20 protein-coding genes are annotated in these 18,516 nt (G+C 62.7%); 14 read left to right on the top strand and 6 right to left on the bottom strand.

Going from position 1 to position 18,516, the window contains the following annotated elements:
* Positions 1-117 precede the first annotated feature (117 nt).
* A complete protein-coding gene (locus AB7I51_RS04480; RefSeq protein WP_428402975.1) occupies positions 118-1,029 on the bottom strand; it encodes a LysR family transcriptional regulator in 912 nt (303 codons plus the stop codon).
* Between the two features lie 99 nt (positions 1,030-1,128).
* On the bottom strand, positions 1,129-2,331 hold the full coding sequence (locus AB7I51_RS04475) for an NAD-dependent formate dehydrogenase (RefSeq protein WP_428402974.1): 1,203 nt from the start codon (positions 2,329-2,331) through the stop codon (positions 1,129-1,131).
* 313 nt (positions 2,332-2,644) lie between these two features.
* On the opposite strand from AB7I51_RS04475, the gene AB7I51_RS04470 reads away from it, so the two are divergent.
* The 9 genes from AB7I51_RS04470 to AB7I51_RS04430 all read left to right on the top strand — a co-directional run bounded on the left by AB7I51_RS04470 (position 2,645) and on the right by AB7I51_RS04430 (position 8,941).
* Complete coding sequence (locus AB7I51_RS04470) at positions 2,645-3,172, top strand: adenine phosphoribosyltransferase (RefSeq protein ID WP_428402973.1); 528 nt, start codon at positions 2,645-2,647, stop codon at positions 3,170-3,172.
* 175 nt (positions 3,173-3,347) lie between these two features.
* Complete coding sequence (locus AB7I51_RS04465) at positions 3,348-4,625, top strand: L,D-transpeptidase family protein (RefSeq protein WP_428402972.1); 1,278 nt, start codon at positions 3,348-3,350, stop codon at positions 4,623-4,625.
* Positions 4,626-4,727: 102 nt separating this feature from the next.
* Positions 4,728-5,111 carry a hypothetical protein gene (locus AB7I51_RS04460; RefSeq protein ID WP_428402971.1) on the top strand — a complete coding sequence of 128 codons (384 nt, stop codon included), beginning with the start codon at positions 4,728-4,730 and terminating at the stop codon, positions 5,109-5,111.
* A gap of 220 nt (positions 5,112-5,331) precedes the next feature.
* Entirely contained in the window at positions 5,332-5,640 is a 309-nt protein-coding gene (gene rplU / locus AB7I51_RS04455) for a 50S ribosomal protein L21 (RefSeq protein WP_428402970.1), read from the top strand.
* 66 nt (positions 5,641-5,706) lie between these two features.
* Positions 5,707-5,970, top strand: coding sequence for a 50S ribosomal protein L27 (rpmA, locus tag AB7I51_RS04450; RefSeq protein ID WP_428402969.1), 264 nt, complete (start codon positions 5,707-5,709; stop codon positions 5,968-5,970).
* 184 nt (positions 5,971-6,154) lie between these two features.
* Positions 6,155-6,757, top strand: a complete 603-nt coding sequence (locus AB7I51_RS04445; protein WP_428402968.1) for a GNAT family N-acetyltransferase — start codon at positions 6,155-6,157, stop codon at positions 6,755-6,757.
* Positions 6,758-6,764: 7 nt separating this feature from the next.
* Positions 6,765-7,832, top strand: coding sequence for a GTPase ObgE (gene obgE / locus AB7I51_RS04440; RefSeq protein ID WP_428402967.1), 1,068 nt, complete (start codon positions 6,765-6,767; stop codon positions 7,830-7,832).
* A 61-nt stretch (positions 7,833-7,893) separates the two neighbouring features.
* Positions 7,894-8,295, top strand: coding sequence for a DUF2946 family protein (locus tag AB7I51_RS04435; protein ID WP_428402966.1), 402 nt, complete (start codon positions 7,894-7,896; stop codon positions 8,293-8,295).
* A gap of 169 nt (positions 8,296-8,464) precedes the next feature.
* Positions 8,465-8,941 carry a hypothetical protein gene (locus AB7I51_RS04430; protein ID WP_428402965.1) on the top strand — a complete coding sequence of 159 codons (477 nt, stop codon included), beginning with the start codon at positions 8,465-8,467 and terminating at the stop codon, positions 8,939-8,941.
* Here AB7I51_RS04430 and AB7I51_RS04425 read toward each other — a convergent pair.
* Positions 8,934-9,599 carry an O-methyltransferase gene (locus AB7I51_RS04425; protein ID WP_428402964.1) on the bottom strand — a complete coding sequence of 222 codons (666 nt, stop codon included), beginning with the start codon at positions 9,597-9,599 and terminating at the stop codon, positions 8,934-8,936. The genes AB7I51_RS04430 and AB7I51_RS04425 overlap by 8 nt on opposite strands.
* Positions 9,600-9,834: 235 nt before the next feature.
* Between AB7I51_RS04425 and AB7I51_RS04420 the strand changes: the two genes are divergently transcribed.
* Positions 9,835-10,173, top strand: a complete 339-nt coding sequence (locus AB7I51_RS04420) for a hypothetical protein (protein ID WP_428402963.1) — start codon at positions 9,835-9,837, stop codon at positions 10,171-10,173.
* Between the two features lie 178 nt (positions 10,174-10,351).
* On the opposite strand, the gene AB7I51_RS04415 is transcribed toward AB7I51_RS04420, so the two are convergent.
* A complete protein-coding gene (locus tag AB7I51_RS04415) occupies positions 10,352-12,190 on the bottom strand; it encodes a M3 family oligoendopeptidase (protein WP_428402962.1) in 1,839 nt (612 codons plus the stop codon).
* 174 nt (positions 12,191-12,364) lie between these two features.
* Here AB7I51_RS04415 and AB7I51_RS04410 point away from each other — a divergent pair, with 174 nt between their 5' ends.
* The gene (locus AB7I51_RS04410; protein WP_428402961.1) at positions 12,365-13,147 is read left to right on the top strand and encodes a hypothetical protein; all 783 of its coding nucleotides are present in this window, start codon (positions 12,365-12,367) and stop codon (positions 13,145-13,147) included.
* 163 nt (positions 13,148-13,310) lie between these two features.
* On the opposite strand, the gene AB7I51_RS04405 is transcribed toward AB7I51_RS04410, so the two are convergent.
* Positions 13,311-14,531, bottom strand: a complete 1,221-nt coding sequence (locus tag AB7I51_RS04405; RefSeq protein ID WP_428402960.1) for a lytic murein transglycosylase — start codon at positions 14,529-14,531, stop codon at positions 13,311-13,313.
* 135 nt (positions 14,532-14,666) lie between these two features.
* Here AB7I51_RS04405 and irrA point away from each other — a divergent pair, with 135 nt between their 5' ends.
* The gene (irrA, locus tag AB7I51_RS04400; protein WP_428402959.1) at positions 14,667-15,149 is read left to right on the top strand and encodes an iron response transcriptional regulator IrrA; all 483 of its coding nucleotides are present in this window, start codon (positions 14,667-14,669) and stop codon (positions 15,147-15,149) included.
* The gene (locus tag AB7I51_RS04395) at positions 15,146-15,505 is read left to right on the top strand and encodes a hypothetical protein (RefSeq protein ID WP_428402958.1); all 360 of its coding nucleotides are present in this window, start codon (positions 15,146-15,148) and stop codon (positions 15,503-15,505) included. The genes irrA and AB7I51_RS04395 overlap by 4 nt, the downstream gene beginning before the upstream one ends.
* A gap of 186 nt (positions 15,506-15,691) precedes the next feature.
* On the opposite strand, the gene AB7I51_RS04390 is transcribed toward AB7I51_RS04395, so the two are convergent.
* Positions 15,692-16,234, bottom strand: a complete 543-nt coding sequence (locus tag AB7I51_RS04390; RefSeq protein WP_428402957.1) for a peroxiredoxin — start codon at positions 16,232-16,234, stop codon at positions 15,692-15,694.
* A 184-nt stretch (positions 16,235-16,418) separates the two neighbouring features.
* Between AB7I51_RS04390 and AB7I51_RS04385 the strand changes: the two genes are divergently transcribed.
* Positions 16,419-18,317: a PHA/PHB synthase family protein gene (locus AB7I51_RS04385; RefSeq protein ID WP_428402956.1), complete on the top strand. Its 1,899-nt coding sequence runs from the start codon at positions 16,419-16,421 to the stop codon at positions 18,315-18,317.
* Positions 18,318-18,516 lie beyond the last annotated feature (199 nt).

The following is an 18,516-nucleotide window of genomic DNA, read 5'->3' as shown; positions in this document are numbered from 1 at the left end:
GAAAATGTCGTTTTCGCACGACGATGACGCCGCCTTCACCAACCCTTGGCGCGGCGCCAAGATCGGCAAGGTCGCGCGCATAAAAGCGCGCGGCTCCTGCTGGGACGCATGAGCGCGTTACGAATACTGAGGAAATTCGAAGCGCGACCTCAAGTCGAGCTGTTCCGTGATCGACCAGATCGCCGAAACGATCGGCGGCGCGGGATCGCTACTGAGCGCAATAAGCCCGATTCCGCGATTGAGCTCTGGCGTTAGCGGAATCGCCGTCAGCTCTTCGCGCATTTCGAACAGCGCAAGCAGACTGTGAGGCATAATGCTGAATACTTCAGCGCATCGGACATTCGAATAGAGCGCAAAGCCTGAATCAGTTTCGACGACGACGCGCGGACAAACGCCTGCGCGCAGAAACGCCGCGTCGATGATCCGGCGGTTCTGCATATTGGGCGTCAACAGGCAGAGCGGCAGCTCCGCGGCGTCGCGCCAGTCGATCGACGCGCCGCCCCCAAACAGAGTGGCGTCCCGCGCAAGAAGGACATATCGCTCTCGATACAAGGGCAGGACCCTGAATCGATCCAAATTCTGCTCTTCAAGATAGGTCAGCCCGATATCCAGCTCGAAATTTTCCACCCTTCGAATGATTTCTTCATTGCTCAGCGACTTCACCTGCTGCTTCAGGTCGGGGTAAGCGCGCCAATAGGGTCCGGTGAGCAACGACATGATAGGCAATGTCGTTGGAATGGCGCCCATACGAAGCGATCCCCTGAGCGCGCCGCGCGACAGCGCCGCTGTCTGCCGCAACCCGTCCCACGCCGCGAGCGCTTGCCGCGCCCATGTCAAAATCTGTTCGCCTTCCCGAGTGAAGCCGACGAACTTCTGTGCGCGCTCGACAATGGCGACGCCGAGCTCCTCTTCCAGATGCCTGATCGCCGATAACAACGCCGGCTGCGAAACACAACATGCTTCGGCGGCGCGCGCAAAATGGCGTTCGCGAGCGAGCGTCACAAGATATTCAAGCTGGCGAATGAACACTCTCGGCGACGCCTCCGATCATTGAAACTGCGCACATTCGCCACTGCTCAAAAAGTAGAAGCGCGAATGACCGCGCTTCCACCTTCGCCGCGTTTCCTACTATGCTTCCACGAAACGGGCCGCTTCCTCCGAGCCGCCGGTTGCGTCGCCCTCGCTGTAGGAATGCGCGCCGACGCCAGCGAGCTTTCCGCCCTCAACCACAAGATATTCGTTTCGGATCGGCCGGCCTTCAAACCAGCATTCGAGAATCTCTCGAACGCCGGCGGCGTAGCGGGTCTGCGCCGTCAAGCTCGTGCCCGAGATGTGCGGCGTCATGCCATGATGGGGCATCATCCTCCATGGATGATCTGCAGGCGCCGGTTGCGGAAACCAAACGTCGCCCGCGTATCCCGCGAGTTGGCCGCTTTCGAGCGCGCGCACGATGGCGTCACGATCGCAGATCTTGCCACGCGCCGTGTTGACGATATAGGAGCCGCGTTTCATCTTCGACAGCATCTTCTCGTCAAAAAGATGCTCCGTTTCCGGATGCAACGGACAGTTTATCGTGACGACGTCGCAGGATTTCACCATGTCTTCGACACTTGGGTGAAAGGTGAGATTGAGTTCCTTTTCGACCGCTGGGGGCAAGCGGTGTCGGTCGAAATAGTGGAGCCCGACATCAAACGGCTTCAAGCGACGCAATACCGCGAGCCCGATCCTCCCCGCCGCGACGGTTCCGACCTGCATTGCCTCTAGGTCGTACGAGCGGGCGACGCAGTCCGCGATGTTCCAACCGCCCTTCACGACCCATTGATAGGAGGGAATATAGTTCCGCACCAACGCCAGAATCATCATCACGACATGTTCGGCGACGCTGATGCTGTTGCAGAAGGTGACCTCGGCGACCGTTATCCTTCGATCGATCGCGGCCTGAAGGTCGGTATGATCCGATCCGATTCCCGCCGTCACGATAAGTTTGAGATTCGGCGCCTTGGCGATACGCTCGCGCGTCATATAGGCGGGCCAGAATGGCTGTGAAATGACGATGTCCGCGTCGAGAAGCTCCCGATCGAGAGCGCTGTCGGCGCCATCCTTGGAAGACGTTACAACCAGCTTGTGGCCCTGCGATTCCAAGAATTTTCGTAAGCCGAGTTCGCCGGAAACGCTCCCAAGCAGCGTGCCGGGTGTGAAATCGATGGCCTTGGGCGAGGGCAGCGTCTGCCCGTCGGGATAGAGCTTCGGCTGCGCGACTTCGTCGCGCGCATAGGTTTTCGGATAGCCGTCGACCGGATCGTCGTAGAGAACGCAAACGATTTTGACCATGAGCGTAGTCCCTTCCTGTCATTCTTGATCAAAGGGTCAGGAGCGACGCCGGTCCAACCGCCTTGGTGCGTTATGTACTACAGTTATATTCCGACGTCGCGATTGCCAGTAAAGGACTGGGGCGCCGAGTCTATTTATTTTGACTAATGGGCCGATAATCGCCGCTTAATGCGTCCGCCAGGGCGCCTAAGCTCCGCCACCCATTCCCCCATTTGCGCCCTCCCCCGTCCTGCGTGTATCTCTCTCACGCCGTGGCGCTTTCGCCATGTCCAGCCATTCGCGGCGACGCCGCCACTGATCCGAAGGCCGTTTCATGCCCCTCGCCGACGCCATTCGCACGATTCCGGATTACCCCAAGAAGGGCATCCTCTTTCGCGACATCACCACGCTGCTCGGCGACGCCAAGGCGTTTCGGAAGGCGGTGGATGAACTGGTGCAGCCCTGGGCGGGGACGAAAATCGACAAGGTCGCCGGCATGGAGGCGCGCGGCTTCATCTTAGGCGGCGCCGTAGCGCATCAGCTCTCGGCCGGCTTCATCCCGATCCGCAAGAAGGGCAAGCTGCCGCATCGCGTCGTCTCGGTCGCCTATGAACTCGAATATGGCGTCGACGAAATGGAGATGCATGAGGACGCGGTGAACCCCGGCGAGCGCGTAATCCTCGTCGACGACCTCATCGCCACCGGCGGCACGGCGGAGGGCGCGGTGAAGCTTCTGCGCCAAGGCGGGGCCGATGTCGCCGCCGCCTGTTTCGTCATCGACCTGCCCGATCTTAACGGCGTGAAGCGGCTCGAGGCGCTCGGCGTGCCGGTGCGCACGCTGGTCGCCTTCGAAGGCCACTAAACCGCCTTTATTCATGTCTTTGTTCAGCCCGGGCTCGACCAGAGCGCGCCGCGAAAAAGTGGAATCCGGTTTTTCGCGGAGCGCGCGCTCTGAATTTTTGAGATCGATCGCGTTGTCCGCATTTGGGCTCTTTTGCCCAAATGCAGCGTGATCTTAAGAGAGGCTGCACGGGCGCATGACGCCGCGACGGACCCTTTTGGCGCTGGCGGCGGCCGCCGTCGTCGCGCTCATCGGCGGGTTCGCAGCCCTCCGCTCGATGCCCGTCACCGGGAGCGGCGCGCCCGCCCGGAGCGAAGCGGCGCGCAAGATTTGGAGCGGCGCCCTCCCCACCGGCATGCGCGTCGCCATGCGCATCCAGCCCGGCGCTTTTCCCCCTGTTCCACCGCCCGCCACGATGATCGCGCCGCCGCTGCTTTTGGACGCGGCGCCGCTCGCGTCGTCGGCCGAGGTCGCGGCGCTGCCGCCCGCCGCCGACGGGGTCGAAGGTTCGGTCTCCATCCCGCCCGAGCCGCCCACGGCCGCCGAGAAAGCCACGCCGCTGCCGCCATTGCGGCCGGCCGATCTCGCCGAACTTGCGATCCGCTTCGCTGAATCCGCCGCGGCGACGCCCGAGCAGACCCAAGCCGAAACGGCCGCGTCGGCCACGAATGCGTCGCCAGCCGGCCCACGGCAACCGTCGGCGAGAGCCACGCTCGAAGCGACGCCGACGGGACCGGCCGAACCGGCGCATTCGACCCAGGTGGCGCGCGCCGTCGAGCCAACGCTGCGGCCCGCGCCTGACGAGGCCTTTCAGCAGGAGACCCCGATCCGTTACGGCATGGGCGATCAGGTCTTCGTGCGGATTTTCAAGCAGGAGGGCCAGCTCGAACTGTGGCTACGAAAGAGCAACTCGCGCTTCTCTCTTTATAAGACCTATCCGATCTGCAAATGGTCGGGCAGGCTCGGACCCAAGCTGAAGGAAGCTGATTACCAGTCGCCGGAAGGTTTCTACAGCGTTTCAGCGAAGCAGCTGCATCCCAATTCCAACTATCATCGCGCCTTCAACGTCGGCTATCCCAACGCTTTCGATCGTCAGAACGGCCGGACCGGCGGCCTCGTCATGGTGCATGGCGCCTGCAAATCGGTCGGCTGTTTCGCCATGACCGACCGCGGCATCGAGGAAATCTACGCCTTCGTCGAGGCGGCGCTGCGCGCCGGGCAGAAGGAAGTGCAGCTACATATTTTTCCCTTTCGGATGACGGAGCAGGCGCTCGCCCGAGAAACCGGCGGCGGCTGGCTCGCTTTCGTCGGCGCGAGCGGCAAATATGAACACTGGACCGGATTCTGGAAAAACCTGAAGGAAGGCTACGACCTTTTCGAACAGACGGGCGAACCGCCGGTCGCCTTCGCCTGCGGCGACCATTACGCCTTCGGCGCAGGCGACACGTCCTGCAAACGCATCGCCGGCTGGTGATTCCTGCGGCCGAGCCGAGGCCGTTCAGCTTGCTTTAAGCGGAGCCGGTCAAAAATCGCCATGCAATCAGCGCCCTGCAGGCGCAATCAAGGAAGCGCCGACATGCGCCTTGCGACCTGGTCCCTTGTGGGCGCCGCCTGCGCGGCGGCCCTGCTCGCTTCGCCGTCCGCCAAATCAGCCAATCTGCCGCTCTGCGTCGCGGTCGCGCAAAACTACAATAATTGCGTCCGCCAACATCAGTTCGGCGGATTCTATCGCGGCGGCTACGGCCGCCACTATCCGGGCGGTCCCTATGGCGGAGATGGGGATTATGAAGATTACCAGGATGGAGCCTATGGGCCGGGCTACGGCGGCGGCTATGGGCAGGGCTATGATGATTATGGCCCCGGCGGCTATGGCGGTTATCGCCGCCAGCGCTACGAGCGCGCCAAGGCGGCTTGCGCCGTCTGGTTCGTCCAGATGCAGGCCAACGGCTGCTTCAATTAGCCGAAGAAGCGGCGCGGCGCCCAATGCGCGGCGCCATTCCTTTTCGCCGCCAAGCATTTGACAGCCGCCCTCATTGGAGGGTAGATGAACTCCGCTTCGGCGCGGCGGTTTCGCCGCGTTTTTCGTTTGCGCCTTCGCGCAATATCGAAGCGGAAAAAACCAACTGCAAAGAAGCCGGCCGGCGCCACCGCCAGAGCCGGGACGAACACAGGACAAGAAGATGTTCGCAGTCATCAAAACAGGCGGCAAGCAATATAGCGTCGCCGCCGGGGACGTGATCACCGTCATGGCGCTCGACGGCGCGCCGGGCGACGCCGTCACCTTCGACGAAGTGCTGATGCTTGGCGGCGACAGCCCCAAGATCGGCGCGCCGACCGTCGCCGGCGCAAAGGTTTCAGGCGAAATCGCCGAACAGACCCGCAGCGCCAAGTCGATCGCTTTCAAAAAGCGCCGTCGGCAGAATTCAAAGCGCAAGCGCGGTCATCGTCAGGACCTGACGCTCGTCAGAATCACCGCGATCGAGGGCTGATCGCCCTCTCGCGACGCTAAGGAACAAAGCGGCCCAGTCGCCGCATAGGACATTCGGAGCAAAACAATGGCTCACAAGAAGGCAGGCGGCTCGTCGCGCAACGGCCGCGATTCGGACGGGCGGCGTCTCGGCGTCAAGAAATTCGGCGGCGAATCGGTTGTCGGCGGCAATATCATTGTACGTCAGCGCGGCACCAAGTGGCATCCAGGCCGCAACGTCGGCATGGGCAAGGACCACACGCTCTTCGCCCTCGTCGACGGGGTCGTTGAATTTAAGTCAAGCGGCGGACGTTCTAGCGTATCGGTAACGCCGGCGCAGGCCGCAGAGTAAGGCGGTAGGGACGACCCGCCGCCGATCATTCCGGCGGATTACGGTCGTCTCGACCCGCTTGCTGGCGATCCAGGCGGGAAACGTTCCAGGCGAGATGTCCGGAAAAGCCGTAACAGGCCAATAGGGAGAACATTCTCCTTAACGGCTTTAGGCCAATATTTCCGAATATCGCTTGGAGCGTTGGATGTTTCCCGAAATCACGCATGACGACGTTTTCCGGCTCGAAACCGAGCGATTGTGGCTGCGTTGGCCGCGCGCGGCTGACGCCGACGAGATTCGCCGTCAGGCCAGCGAACCCGACGTCGCGCTGATGACGGCGAACATCCCCCATCCCTATGAAGCGCATGACGCCGACGCTTTCATCAAATCGGCGCGTTTGGAGAATGCCGTCGGCGGCGGCCTGCATCTCGTCGTCACCCCGAAAAACCGTCCGAACGAGCCGATCGGCCTCGTCAGCCTGCACGGCGCCGACCGGCGCGGCGCGGCGACGCTCGGCTTTTGGCTAGGGAAACCCTATTGGGGACAAGGCTACACGACAGAGGCGGCGCGAGCGCTGATCGACCTCGCCTTCGGCATTACCTCGCTTGACCGGATCGTCTCCTCGGCGCGCCCGGATAATTCGTCTTCCTTGCATGTGCATGAGAAGCTCGGATTTCGACACATCGGTCGCGGCGTGCTGCCGGCGCCGGCGCGCGGCGGCGAGATCGAAGTGGAGCTGTTCGAATTGAAGCGCGGCGAAGCGCACACGCTGTTCGGCGCGCGCCGGCCGCGCTTTCCTTCGACGTGAGCGGGAAATGAAATTCCTTGATCAAGCCCGCGTTTATGTGCGGTCCGGCGACGGCGGCGCCGGATGCGTCTCGTTTAGGCGCGAGAAATTCATCGAATTCGGCGGGCCGGACGGCGGCGACGGCGGGCGCGGCGGCGATGTCGTCGCCCTCTGCGTCGACGGGCTGAACACGCTGATCGATTATCGCTATCAGCAGCATTTCAAGGCCAAGACCGGCGGACATGGCATGGGCAAGAACCGCGCCGGCGGGCGCGGCGCCGACGCGGTGCTGAAAGTACCGGTCGGGACCCAGATTTTCGAGGAGGACGAGGAGACGCTGATCGCCGATCTCACCGAAGTCGGCCAGCGCGTCGTCATCTGCAAGGGCGGCAATGGCGGCTTCGGCAACGCCCATTTCACCACGTCGACCAATCGTGCGCCGCGGCGCGCCAATCCCGGCCAGGCGGGCGAAGAGCGCACCATTGTGCTGCGGCTGAAATTGATCGCCGACGCCGGGCTCATCGGCCTGCCGAACGCCGGCAAATCGACTTTTCTGGCGGCCGTGACGGCGGCGAAACCCAAAATCGCCGACTATCCCTTCACCACGCTTCACCCCGGCCTCGGGGTGGTGCGCAGCGGCGACAGGGAATTCGTGCTGGCGGACATTCCCGGTCTCATCGAAGGCGCGCATGAAGGTCACGGGCTCGGCGACCGCTTCCTTGGCCATATCGAGCGCTGCCGGGCGCTGCTGCATCTCGTCGACGCGACCGGCGAACACGCCGGCAAGGATTACAAGATCGTCCGGGCCGAACTTGCGGCCTATGGCGCCGGCCTCGCCGAAAAGCCAGAAATCATTGCGCTTTCCAAGATCGATGCGGTCGATGCGGATCATCTTAAGAAGCAGCGGGAACGCCTGAAGCGAGCAATCGCCTCGGCAGGGCCAAAGACCGCAACCGAGCGGCAGGCGACGTCCCTGCTCCTTTCGTCGGCGAGCGGCGTCGGCGTCAAAGAGGCGCTGCGCGCTCTTTCCAACGCCATCGAGGCGCAAAAGGCTCTTGAACGCGCGCCGGAAGAAACCCGGCCCTGGAGTCCCTGACCGCGGCGCCCCCGGCGCCGCCATTGACCTTAACGGAATCAGTGAATAGCTTTGATCCGCTATGAGCGGTCGCAGCGAAGTCAGGACATGGCAGTGCGGATCGACGGCAGTCACTCTGCTCGTCGCCTATCTGCTTGTTTTGCAAGGCTTCGCTATTGGCGTCTCGTTCAGCGGTCGCAGTTCGAGCCTTTTCGCCAGCGCCATCTGCTTCAATAAATCGTCCGGACCGCTTTCCGGCGATCCGGCGACGCCCGCGCGTCCGGCGCGGCAAGGCGGCGACGTCTGCTGCGTGGTGCATTGCGCGTCGCTTGGCGGAGCGACCGCCGCGTCGGCCTTCGTCGGCGAACCGCGCCCACCGGCGGCGGCATTCTCGACGATCAAGCTCGCTTTTGACGAGACCTCCCTGTTCCCCGAGGCGTCGACTCCGCCTCTCGGGTCCCGCGCCCCTCCTGTCCTGATCTGACGCTTGCCGCATCCGCGGCCTCACGCCCGATGCGCCGGCAAGCCGGCGGCGGGGAGTCAGAACAGCGTTTCCGTCGTTTGTCAGCGCGCGTCGCCTCGCGCGCATGCGCCGCTCAGTTTTCAGACTGACGGCTGCGACGAGCCATCGGACCGCCCAGCGATTTGGGATCATGGAACAGAAGACTCATTTGGCGACGCGCCTCGTTAAGACGACGCGCCGCGCCGCCTCGGGAGAGCGACGCTGCTCCCAGAACGGGAAGCTCACCGCCGCAAACGACGGCGACATTCGCGTCGCGCCCGAAGCCATCGCCGACCCGGCGCCGACGCGCGGACGGGTGGAGGTCGTCGAGACCTATTTCGACCACGACGGCCGCCCAATGAAGCGCAAGAGCCTGGGCGCCGCCCGGGTGGCGCGCTTCTATGACGACAAGGGCAATCAGGTCGAGGAGGCCTATTTCAACGCCGAGGGCAAGCCGACGGTCCGTAAGGATTTAGGGGCGGCGCGCATCTCCTGGCGCTATGACGACCGCGGCAACCAGGTCGAAGCCGCCATGTTCGGCGCCGACGGCGCGCCTCTACGCCGCAAACGGCGCGGCGCAAAAGGAGCGTTCGACAGCGCTCGAGAACTCCCAAAGTCGGCTATTTGACGCGCGCGATCAGAAAGCCGTCCCACCCCTTGGCGCCGACGGTCTGCACCGCCGTCGCCTCGACCCTCTTCTCCTCCGCGACGGCCTCAAACAGCGCGCGCGCCCCGAGCGCGCCGCCATCGGTTTGCGAAGGATCGGCGACCGCGCCCTCCCGAACGACATTATCGACGATGATCAGCGCGCCTGGCCGAGTCAGTTTCAACGCATAGGCGAAATAAGCGGCGTTGCTGGGCTTGTCGGCGTCGATGAAGGCGAGATCGAACGGCTCCGGGCGCTCTGATTCCAGCAGCGGCAACATGTCGAGCGCGGGACCGACGCGCAGGTCGACGCGCGCGCTCACGCCTTCGCGGGCAATATTGGCCTGGGCGACCTCGGCGTGCCGCGGATCGACTTCAAAGGTGACGACCTTACCGCCATCGCCCACCGCGCGCGCCAGCCAGATCGTCGAATAGCCGCCGAGCGTTCCGATTTCGAGAATGCGTCTTGCGCCGATGGCGCTTGCGAGCAGCTGCAGCAATTTGCCCTGCGGCGGCGACACGTCGATCGCAGGAAGATTTTCGCGCGCATTGGCGGCGAGCGTCGCTTGCTGAGATTCGTCCTTAGAAATCAGCGCCGCGGAGATGTATTCGTCGACGCGAGTCCAGTCTTGTTGAGACATCTAACTTTCCTTTTTGACGAGCGCTTGACGGCGCATTCCATAAATTTATTTGACATTGCGCATCGTTTCACGCGTTGTCGCCCTTCGCGCAAACGCGCGAGAAGCCGAGAGGCTCGATTGGCCGCATTCTCTTGAGCCTCAGTCGGCGCTGCGGCGGAAGTGTCGCCGATCAGCAACTGTGGGAGCACCAAGGATGATCAAGATTGCATTGACGACGACCGCAATTGGACTGGCGATGTGCGCCGCCGCCGCCGCCGAGAACACGAAATGGAGCGTGACTGAAACCAACGCGGTTGGCATCAAGGTCGCGTCAGGGACCTGGACGCTCGATAATGCTGGCGGCAAGCTCTCAGGCGCGGCCAACTTGCAATTCGATAACGGCAAGATGCTCGACTACAAACTTGAGGGCACGGCCGAAGGCGAGGCTTACACGGTCAATCTCGTGGATCGCACCGACGACAAGAAGAATTGCGTTTGGACGGGCAAGCCCGCCGCCACCGCCAGCGGACACGTGCTGAGCGGGGAAGTGAAATGCGACGGCTCGAAATTTACGATCCGCGCCGGCCAGCAATAAGCGCCGACTGCGATGGAAAACGCCGGCCTCGGGCCGGCGTTCTATTTTAGCGGCTGCTGCTTTGTCGGCGCGCGCGGCGCAACGAGGGTCCGCGATCGCATAAGCCGCCGGCGCCCAATCAACTCTTCGGACCGCCGCGAATGACCGGCCAAACGGAAGAGATCAGCCGGCATTCGTCTCACGCCTCCATCTCCTCCAGTTCCGCGATCAGGCCTTCGATCATTTCGAGGCCGATGTTCCAGAAGGCGGGATCGCGCGCATCGAGTCCGAAGGGCTTGAGCAATTCGTCATAGGGCTTGGCGCCGCCGGCTTCGAGCAAAGCGAAATAGCGCTCGGCGAATCCCTCATGCGCTTTCTGGTAGACTCCATAGAGCGAATTCACCAGACAATCGCCGAAGGCGTATGCATAGACGTAGAACGGCGAATGGATGAAATGCGGAATATAGGCCCAGAAGGTTTCATAACCTGGGCCCAGCCGGATCGAAGGGCCGAGGCTTTCGCCCTGAACACTCATCCATAGATCGGAGATCTGGTCGGCGGTGAGTTCGCCCTCGCGGCGTTCGTTGTGCACCTTTCGCTCGAAGGCGTAGAACGCCATCTGACGCACGACGGTGTTGAGCATGTCCTCGACTTTCGACGCGAGCAGCGCGCGCTTTTGCGCCTTGTCCGACGCCTGCGCGATGAGCGCGCGGAAGGTCAGCATTTCGCCGAAGACGGACGCCGTCTCCGCGAGGGTGAGCGGCGTCGGCGCCATCAGCGCGCCCTGTCGCGCCGCGAGCACCTGATGCACGCCATGGCCGAGTTCATGCGCGAGCGTCATCACATCGCGGGTCTTGCCCTGGAAATTGAGCAACACATAGGGATGCGCGGAAGGGACCGTCGGATGCGAGAAGGCGCCCGGCGCCTTGCCGGGACGCACCGGCGCGTCGATCCAGTTTTTATCGAAGAAGCAACCGGCAATCTCCGCCATGCGGGGCGCAAATCCGTTGTATGCCTCAAGCACGATTTCGCGCGCCTCGGGCCAGGAATAACGCTTGGCCGGCGTCGCCGGCAGCGGCGCGCTGCGATCCCAATAGTCGAGCGCGTCCTTGCCGAACCATTTCGCCTTGAGCTTGTAATAGCGATGCGACAGGCGCGGATGGGCGGCCTCCACCGCTTGCGCGAGCGCTTCGACGACTTCTCGTTCGACGCGATTGGAGAGATGACGCGAGTCGGCGACGTCCTCAAAGCCGCGCCAACGATCCGAGATTTCCTTGTCTTTCGCCAAAGTGTTGGTGATGAGAGAGAAGGTGCGTAGATTGTTCTTCAACGTCCGGCCGATCGCTTCGGCCGCTTCGCGCCGGGTCGCTTCGCGCGGGTCCTGCATCAGATTGAGCACGGGCTCGATCGCGAGTTCCTCGCCGCCGACCTTGAAGCGCAACGACGCGATGGTCTCATCGAAGAGACGATTCCAGGCGGCGGCGCCCGAAATGTATTTTTCGTGGAAAAGCTCTTCGAGTCTGTCTTCGAGTTCGTGAGGCTTTTCCTTGCGGATGTCTTCCAGCCAGGGCTTCCAACGCGCGAGCGGCTCCTTGCTCGCCGCCGCCATCAATGTCGAATCGTCGAGGCGATTGAGTTCGAGCTGAAAGAAGAGCAGCTGCGCCGAGGCGTTGGTGACTTTCTCCTGCACGTCGCCATAGAATTTGGCGCGCGCCGGGTCGGTGGTGTCGCCGCTATAGAGAAGGCCGGCGAAGGACATCAGCCGACCGAGCAAGTCCTGCAGCTCTTCATACCGCTTGACCGCCGCGCCCAGCTCGGCGCTGGCGTTTGGCCCTTCCGCAAACGACTGGAGCCGGCCGCGATAATCCTTGCCGAATTGCGCAACCTCCTGCGCGGCTCTGGCGAGATCGGCCGCGACCTGCGGCGAATCGGTCGCGGGATAAAGATCGGCGAGATTCCATTCCGGCAACGCTTCCGCCCTTGGGGCGGGCGCGGCGGCTTCGGCGATCGATCGCGGCGTCAAAAAGGCGCTGAACATGGCGGAACACCTCAAGGGGTGTGCGGCTCCCAAGAAGCGGAGGCGCGAGGATCCAAACTGGCCTCAATATGGCCAAGAGGCCGGACCGGATCAACCGGCAGGCAAAGGGTCGGCGCCGGCGCGCGTTGCCGCTATAACAGCAATCGAACGAGAGATTCAGCTCAGGTGCGCGCAATGGCGGGAGAGCCAGATTTTCTTACGTCGGTCACATCGCATTACGCCATGGCGCGCGGCCTTTTCACGCGGATTTCCACCTTCCTCGGCAATGCGACCTTCAAGATCAAGCGCGGCTCGCCAAACGAGACGATCGAAGAAATCGCGAGGCGCTTCAAGACCGACGACTATGATTGTCTGGTGCTGAGGGAACGGGCCGAGACAAAGGCAGGCGCGGCCTTCATCGACGAGAAGACTCAAGACATCAACCGCGCGAGCTTTCATCGCTCGGCTTTCACGCTCAACGCCTTCACGCAACTGTTTTTCGTCGACCTCGCCGCGCAGCTGTCCTTCTCCTTTGTCCAGCTCAAAATCGCCTTCACGCTCGCCAATATTTTGCTCGCGCTGCTCGCGCATGCCTCGCTGCGTCAGAGTTATCGCGCGCTGCTCGCCGGACCGAATGCGCTTCCTCCCAAACGGCGCTTCGGGGGCCTGTTTGCAAATCCTGCCTATAACCGCGCGGTGAAGAAGAACTCGCGCAGCTATGCGCAAAGCGCGTGGGAAGAGAAATCGCTGTTTCGCCCGGCCTATTTCATCAACGCCGTCGTCATTTTTCTCGGCGGGCAATTCATCCTTGCGCCGGACCGTCTGATCTTTCCCTTCAGCTTCATTGTCGGAAAAATCTCCGGCCTGTTCACCACTCTGGTCATGGCCTTCGACGTCTGGCGCGGGATTCGCGCCGGCGACGCGGCGCGCACCGCGCGCGAAAGGGAAGTTTCCGTCTATCGCGATCTCGACATCTGAACCGAAGCGTTTTTAGGCGTTGCGGCGAATTAAGTGCGCCAATTCCGGCTCGTTCGCAAAACCATGCGAGACTGGAGGCTCGCGGTCCAGATGCGTCGCCTACGGACCGCGAAACTCCCAGCTCGCCAACGCTGCGCCGATTCAGTTATTTCACTGCATCGCCTTAACGGCCGCGCAGCCGCGACAGAACCTCTTTCGTCGCAAAGCCGTCGGCGGGCTGCACGCCGGCGCTCAATTGAAAGGCGTGGACGGCGTTGCGGCTCGCGCGACCGAGCTTGCCGTCAAATGTTCCCTGATAGAAGCCGCGCTCGCTGAGGAGCTGCTGCATCGCCTTGACGTCGGCGGTCGACAGCGGCGCGACCTTCGGCCAAGGCGCCCGCGGAATGGCGCGTCCGGCGATGCGGTCGGCAAGCAGCGCGACCGACATCGCATAGGCGTCGGACGTGTTGTATTGACGGATCGCCTCAAAATTGTCGGTGATGAGAAAGGCGGGGCCGCTGGCGCCCGCCGGCAGGTAAAGGCTCGCGGCGCCGCTTGCCGGCAAGGCGGCGCCGTCTACGCGCTTGACGCCGAGCTGCCGCCAGCGAGCGAAATCGAGATCGAAGGCCGCATAGTCAAAACCTTCCGGCAGCCGGACTTCGATGACCGCCGGCAATCCCGCCACCCAGCCGGATTTCGCCAAGAAATTGGCGATGGACGCGACCGAGTCGGCGCGCGAGCGCCAGATGTCCGGCGCGCCGCCGCCTTCGTCGCTTTCCGCGAATTTGAGATAGGCGGAAGGCATGAATTGCGGCTGGCCCATCGCCCCGGCCCAGGAGCCGCGCAATTGCGCGCGATTCGCATAGCCCTTTTCGAGCATGACGAGCGCCGCCACGAATTCGTCGATGAAGGTTTCCGCGCGATGGCCCTGCCAGGCGTGCGTCGCCAAGACGCGCAACGCGTCGGCGCCGCCGGCCGCCGTTCCGAAATTGCTTTCGACGCCGAGAATGGCGACGACGATTTCGCTGGGAACGCCATGGCGGGCCTGCGCCCTGCCAAGCGGTCCCGCAAGTTCCGCGGCAACGGCGCGTCCGCGCGACACGCGACCATTCGTCACAGCTCCGGCGAGATAGGCAGGGATCGAGACGATGAATTCAGCCTGCGCGCGCGGCTTGGTCGAGACCGAAGGGTCCGGCGAAAGCCCGGCGATCGCCGCGTCGAAGGTCTCGCGCGAGACGCCCGCCGCCTGAGCTGACGGCCACAGGCCCTGCAAAAACGCCTCAAACGTGTCGGCTTGAGCGCGATCTCGCACAATGCAGACGGCCGCCAACGCGCGCGCAAAACCGCCGAGCATTCGTCGGCGGTCAATCGGCGCCCAGTGTATTGGCGCAAGGCGCCTAGTCATGAGCCAATCCTTTGCTGCTTCTTTGGAAATATTACACCTTCCGCCATTTCGTTTGACAGGGGGCGGGCGCTGCCTTCTACTGAAAAAAATCTATTACATGAATAGGGAGCGAGTGATGCTCGCCTGTCGCCACGAATGACTCATCAACCTTCGACTACCAGTTTCGATCGTTCGATCAAACTGCGCGATCAGTCCCCCGAGAGCGCAACGAAGATATCGGACCTCAAAACGCGGCTGCGCGCCGCGGGCCTGCGTCCAACCGTTCAGCGTCTCTCCCTGAGCCGGCTGCTGTTCGGCAACGGCGACCGGCATGTGAGCGCCGAAGCCTTGCACGCCGAGGCGCGCGAGGCCGGTCTGACCATGTCGCTCTCCACGGTCTACAACACGCTCAACCAATTCGCCGAAGCGGGTCTGTTGCGCGAGATCGCCGTGCAGGGACCGCGCACCTACTTCCATACGCGCATATCGCCGCACCATCATTTCATGGATGAAGGCACGGGCCGCATGTTCGACGCCGCCGACGGTTCGGTCGAATTTGCGCGGCTGCCGGCGCCGCCCGAAGGGATGGAAGTCGTCGGCTGCGACGTGATCATCCGAATTCGCCCGAAGAAGGGGTGAGCGACGGCCCGCCGCAAGATGGGCGGGCGCGATTCCTGCGCGTCGCATGGCTGGCCTATGCGATCGCGACTGTCGCTCTCTCGTTCGCCGTTCTGGCGATCTACGTCAACGCTTACGACGACTATGATTTGTCGGAACGTTTGCGCGCCACTGGGCGCTTCGCGCGCCAAGCGATGCAGGCGCTCTCCTTTCCGCTCGGCGCGCCGGTCGGCTGGCTGGTCGATCCGCCGCTTGAACGGAGCTTCGGCTGCGGCGACGAGAACGAGCCCTGCGCGATCTTCGTCAATTGGAACACGCATGTCGCCGTGCTGCTGGCGCAAATCGTTCTGCTGCGCTGGCTGATCCGGAAATATTGATCGCAAGAGGCGGACTCATACGGATTCCGGCTGATCCGTTTGCTTGGACCATTGTCATTCCCGGCAGGCCAAAGGCCTGACCGTGAATCCAGAGCCACAACAAGGATCATGGATGTTGCTCTGGATTCCCGATCGCGCGCATTGCGCACGTCGGGAATGACAGCTGAATGGCCCCCGAATTTCGTCTCACTTTCCGTGCGCGTCGCGCCATCGCTTCATGACCGCGAGCGCATTCTGAATATGGGCCGTCGCGCCGGAATCCTCGACGACCGAAAGAATCTTGCCGTCGGGCGCAATGACATAGGAGATGCGGTTCGCGAACATCGCCCCGGCGATCGGGACCTTGAAAGCCGCGTCATAGGCGTTGATGACTTTGAAATCGGGATCGGCGCCGACCGGGAATTTGTCCCGGCACTCTTTCAATGAGAATTCGCGCTGCGTGGCGATCTTGTCGCTCGATACGCCGATGACGCTTGCGCCCATCGCGGCGAATTCATCCATCGCCTCGGCGAATTCATGCGCCTCGACGGTGCAAACGCTAGTGAAGGATTTCGGATAGAAATAGAGAACCACCGGCCCCTTCGCGAGCGCCTGCCGCAGCGAGAACGCGAAATCCTTGCCGCCCTGCGCCGCCTCAATAGTGAAGTCCGGCGCGACGTCGCCGGGCTTGAGCGCGGCGAGCGCGCAGGTCGAAACGAGCGTCAGCATGGCGGCGGCGATGGCTCTCACGACGGTCTCCCCAGTCGACATTTCTTCACAAGGAGATGGTGGCGCTCGCGGCTTGACCAAGCCCGGCCATTAAATGCGGCCATAAAGCCCGGCTAGGAAGTCCCGAGAAAGGCGGATGTTGCAGCGCAGCATCATCCAAAATAAGATCAGACTCCAACCGAGCGCCTCGGATTAAGGGAAGTTGATGACGACCCACGCGAATATTGCGCAGACGAATGGGGAGCGCACAGAGCGGACATCCTCCAACCCGGTCCACTCCAACCCGGTTCAGCCCAGAGCGGTTCACGGCTTTCCGCGGCTCGCGTCGAAAGCCTTTGTCGAGGCTTGGCCGAGCGCCTTTCTCGCGGCCGAGCGCGCCACCGAGGGAGAGTCGTACGGCTACGCGGCGCTCGGCGACGTCATCGACCGCTCGCTTCACGCCAGCATCGCGCATGTGACCGGCGGGCTTTCGCCAGCCGCCATGGCGGGCGCCTATTGGGATTGGGTGGTCCATCTTGCTTCTTCGCCCGGAAAACAGATGCAGCTCACTGAGAAGGCGATGCGCAAGTCTTGGCGGTTCGCCAGCTACGCCTCGCGCTGCGCGATGCAACCGAACGCCGCGCCCTGTATCGAGCCGCTGCCTCAGGATAAGAGATTTGCCGCCGAAGCGTGGCGGCGCTGGCCCTACGCTCTGCTCTATCAAGGCTTTTTGCTGAACCAGCAATGGTGGCACAACGCCACGACGGGCATCAGCGGCGTCACCAGGCAGCATGAAAACGCGGTCGAATTCGCCTCGCGGCAATTGCTCGACATGTTCTCGCCGTCGAATTTCTTAGCGACCAATCCCGAAGCGCTGCAACGGACGATGGAGACGGGCGGCATTAATCTCGTCTACGGATTGCAGAATTTTCTTGAGGACATGGAGCGTCGCGCCGGCGGCAAAAGGCCGGTGGGCGCCGAAGCCTACGTTCCTGGCAAGAATGTCGCGGTGACGCCGGGCAAGGTGATCTATCGCAATCGGCTGATCGAACTCATTCAATATGCGCCGGCGAGCGAGACGGTGCGGCCGGAGCCGGTGCTGATCACGCCCGCCTGGATCATGAAATATTACATTCTCGATCTGTCGCCGCATAATTCTCTCGTTCGCTATCTGACCGAGCAAGGCTTTACGGTGTTCATGATTTCCTGGCGCAATCCGTGCAGCGAAGATCGGGACTTCGACATGGAGGCCTATCGCAGGCTCGGCGTCATGGCCGCGCTCGACGCGATTTCGCGACTCATGCCGGACCGAAAGATTCACGCGGCCGGCTATTGTCTTGGCGGCACGCTGCTCGCCATCGCCGCGGCCGCCATGGCGCGGGACAATGACGACCGTCTCAAGAGCGTGACCTTGCTCGCGGCGCAAACCGATTTCACCGAAGCCGGAGAACTGACGCTCTTCGTAAACGAGAGCCAGCTCGCGTTCCTTGAGGATTTGATGTGGGAGCACGGCTATCTCGATTCCAAGGAGATGGCCGGCGCGTTCCAACTCCTGCGCTCCAATGATCTCATCTGGTCTTATGCGCTAAAGTCCTATCTGATGGGCGAGCGCGAGCCGATGACCGACATGATGGCCTGGAACGCTGACGCGACGCGCATGCCTTACAAGATGCATTCCGAATACCTGCGGCGGCTCTTCCTCAACAATGATCTCGCCGAGGGCCGGCTTCGCGCCAATGGCGGCGCCGTCGCGCTCAATGATGTAGGCGCGCCGATTTTCGCCGTCGGCACGGAGCGCGATCACGTCGCGCCCTGGCGCTCGGTTTATAAGATTCACCTGCTCGCCGACGCCGAAATCACCTTTCTGCTGACGAGCGGCGGCCATAACGTCGGCATCGTCTCCGAACCTGCGAAGAGGCGCGGCGGTTACCGCTTCACGACCAGGGTGGACGGCGAACATTACGCCGATCCTGACGAATGGACGAAGATCGCGACCGTCAGGGAAGGCTCGTGGTGGCCGGAATGGAGCGCATGGCTTGCCGCGCGCTCAGGCTCGCCGGTCGCGCCGCCGGCAATGGGCCAGGCGCTTTGCGACGCGCCGGGCGCTTACGTGCTGCAGAGCTGATGCGCTGAGAACCGGCGTGCAAAGGTTTCGTTGGGGACGCCCCTCGCCTGGCGCCCTCGGCGCGCACCTTGCCTGATAACATTTCCGTTGAATTGCTCGGTTGTCATTCCCGACGCGCGCAACGCGCGCGATCGGGAATCCAGAGCAAAACCAGCATTTCCGCATCGGCTCTGGATTCCCGGTCAGGCCTTCGGCCTGC

This window comes from Methylocystis sp. (assembly GCF_050246715.1).
GTDB lineage: Bacteria > Pseudomonadota > Alphaproteobacteria > Rhizobiales > Beijerinckiaceae > Methylocystis.
This window is presented reverse-complemented; position numbering and strand designations above follow the sequence as displayed.

Coding starts and splice junctions, on each gene's coding strand:
- AB7I51_RS04475 (WP_428402974.1), bottom strand. CDS start 2,331: ATGGTCAAAATCGTTTGCGTTCTCTACGACGATCCGGTCGACGGCTAT.
- AB7I51_RS04470 (WP_428402973.1), top strand. CDS start 2,645: ATGCCCCTCGCCGACGCCATTCGCACGATTCCGGATTACCCCAAGAAG.
- AB7I51_RS04465 (WP_428402972.1), top strand. CDS start 3,348: ATGACGCCGCGACGGACCCTTTTGGCGCTGGCGGCGGCCGCCGTCGTC.
- AB7I51_RS04460 (WP_428402971.1), top strand. CDS start 4,728: ATGCGCCTTGCGACCTGGTCCCTTGTGGGCGCCGCCTGCGCGGCGGCC.
- rplU (WP_428402970.1), top strand. CDS start 5,332: ATGTTCGCAGTCATCAAAACAGGCGGCAAGCAATATAGCGTCGCCGCC.
- rpmA (WP_428402969.1), top strand. CDS start 5,707: ATGGCTCACAAGAAGGCAGGCGGCTCGTCGCGCAACGGCCGCGATTCG.
- AB7I51_RS04445 (WP_428402968.1), top strand. CDS start 6,155: ATGTTTCCCGAAATCACGCATGACGACGTTTTCCGGCTCGAAACCGAG.
- obgE (WP_428402967.1), top strand. CDS start 6,765: ATGAAATTCCTTGATCAAGCCCGCGTTTATGTGCGGTCCGGCGACGGC.
- AB7I51_RS04435 (WP_428402966.1), top strand. CDS start 7,894: ATGAGCGGTCGCAGCGAAGTCAGGACATGGCAGTGCGGATCGACGGCA.
- AB7I51_RS04430 (WP_428402965.1), top strand. CDS start 8,465: ATGGAACAGAAGACTCATTTGGCGACGCGCCTCGTTAAGACGACGCGC.
- AB7I51_RS04425 (WP_428402964.1), bottom strand. CDS start 9,599: ATGTCTCAACAAGACTGGACTCGCGTCGACGAATACATCTCCGCGGCG.
- AB7I51_RS04420 (WP_428402963.1), top strand. CDS start 9,835: ATGTGCGCCGCCGCCGCCGCCGAGAACACGAAATGGAGCGTGACTGAA.
- AB7I51_RS04415 (WP_428402962.1), bottom strand. CDS start 12,190: ATGTTCAGCGCCTTTTTGACGCCGCGATCGATCGCCGAAGCCGCCGCG.
- AB7I51_RS04410 (WP_428402961.1), top strand. CDS start 12,365: ATGGCGGGAGAGCCAGATTTTCTTACGTCGGTCACATCGCATTACGCC.
- AB7I51_RS04405 (WP_428402960.1), bottom strand. CDS start 14,531: ATGACTAGGCGCCTTGCGCCAATACACTGGGCGCCGATTGACCGCCGA.
- irrA (WP_428402959.1), top strand. CDS start 14,667: ATGACTCATCAACCTTCGACTACCAGTTTCGATCGTTCGATCAAACTG.
- AB7I51_RS04385 (WP_428402956.1), top strand. CDS start 16,419: ATGACGACCCACGCGAATATTGCGCAGACGAATGGGGAGCGCACAGAG.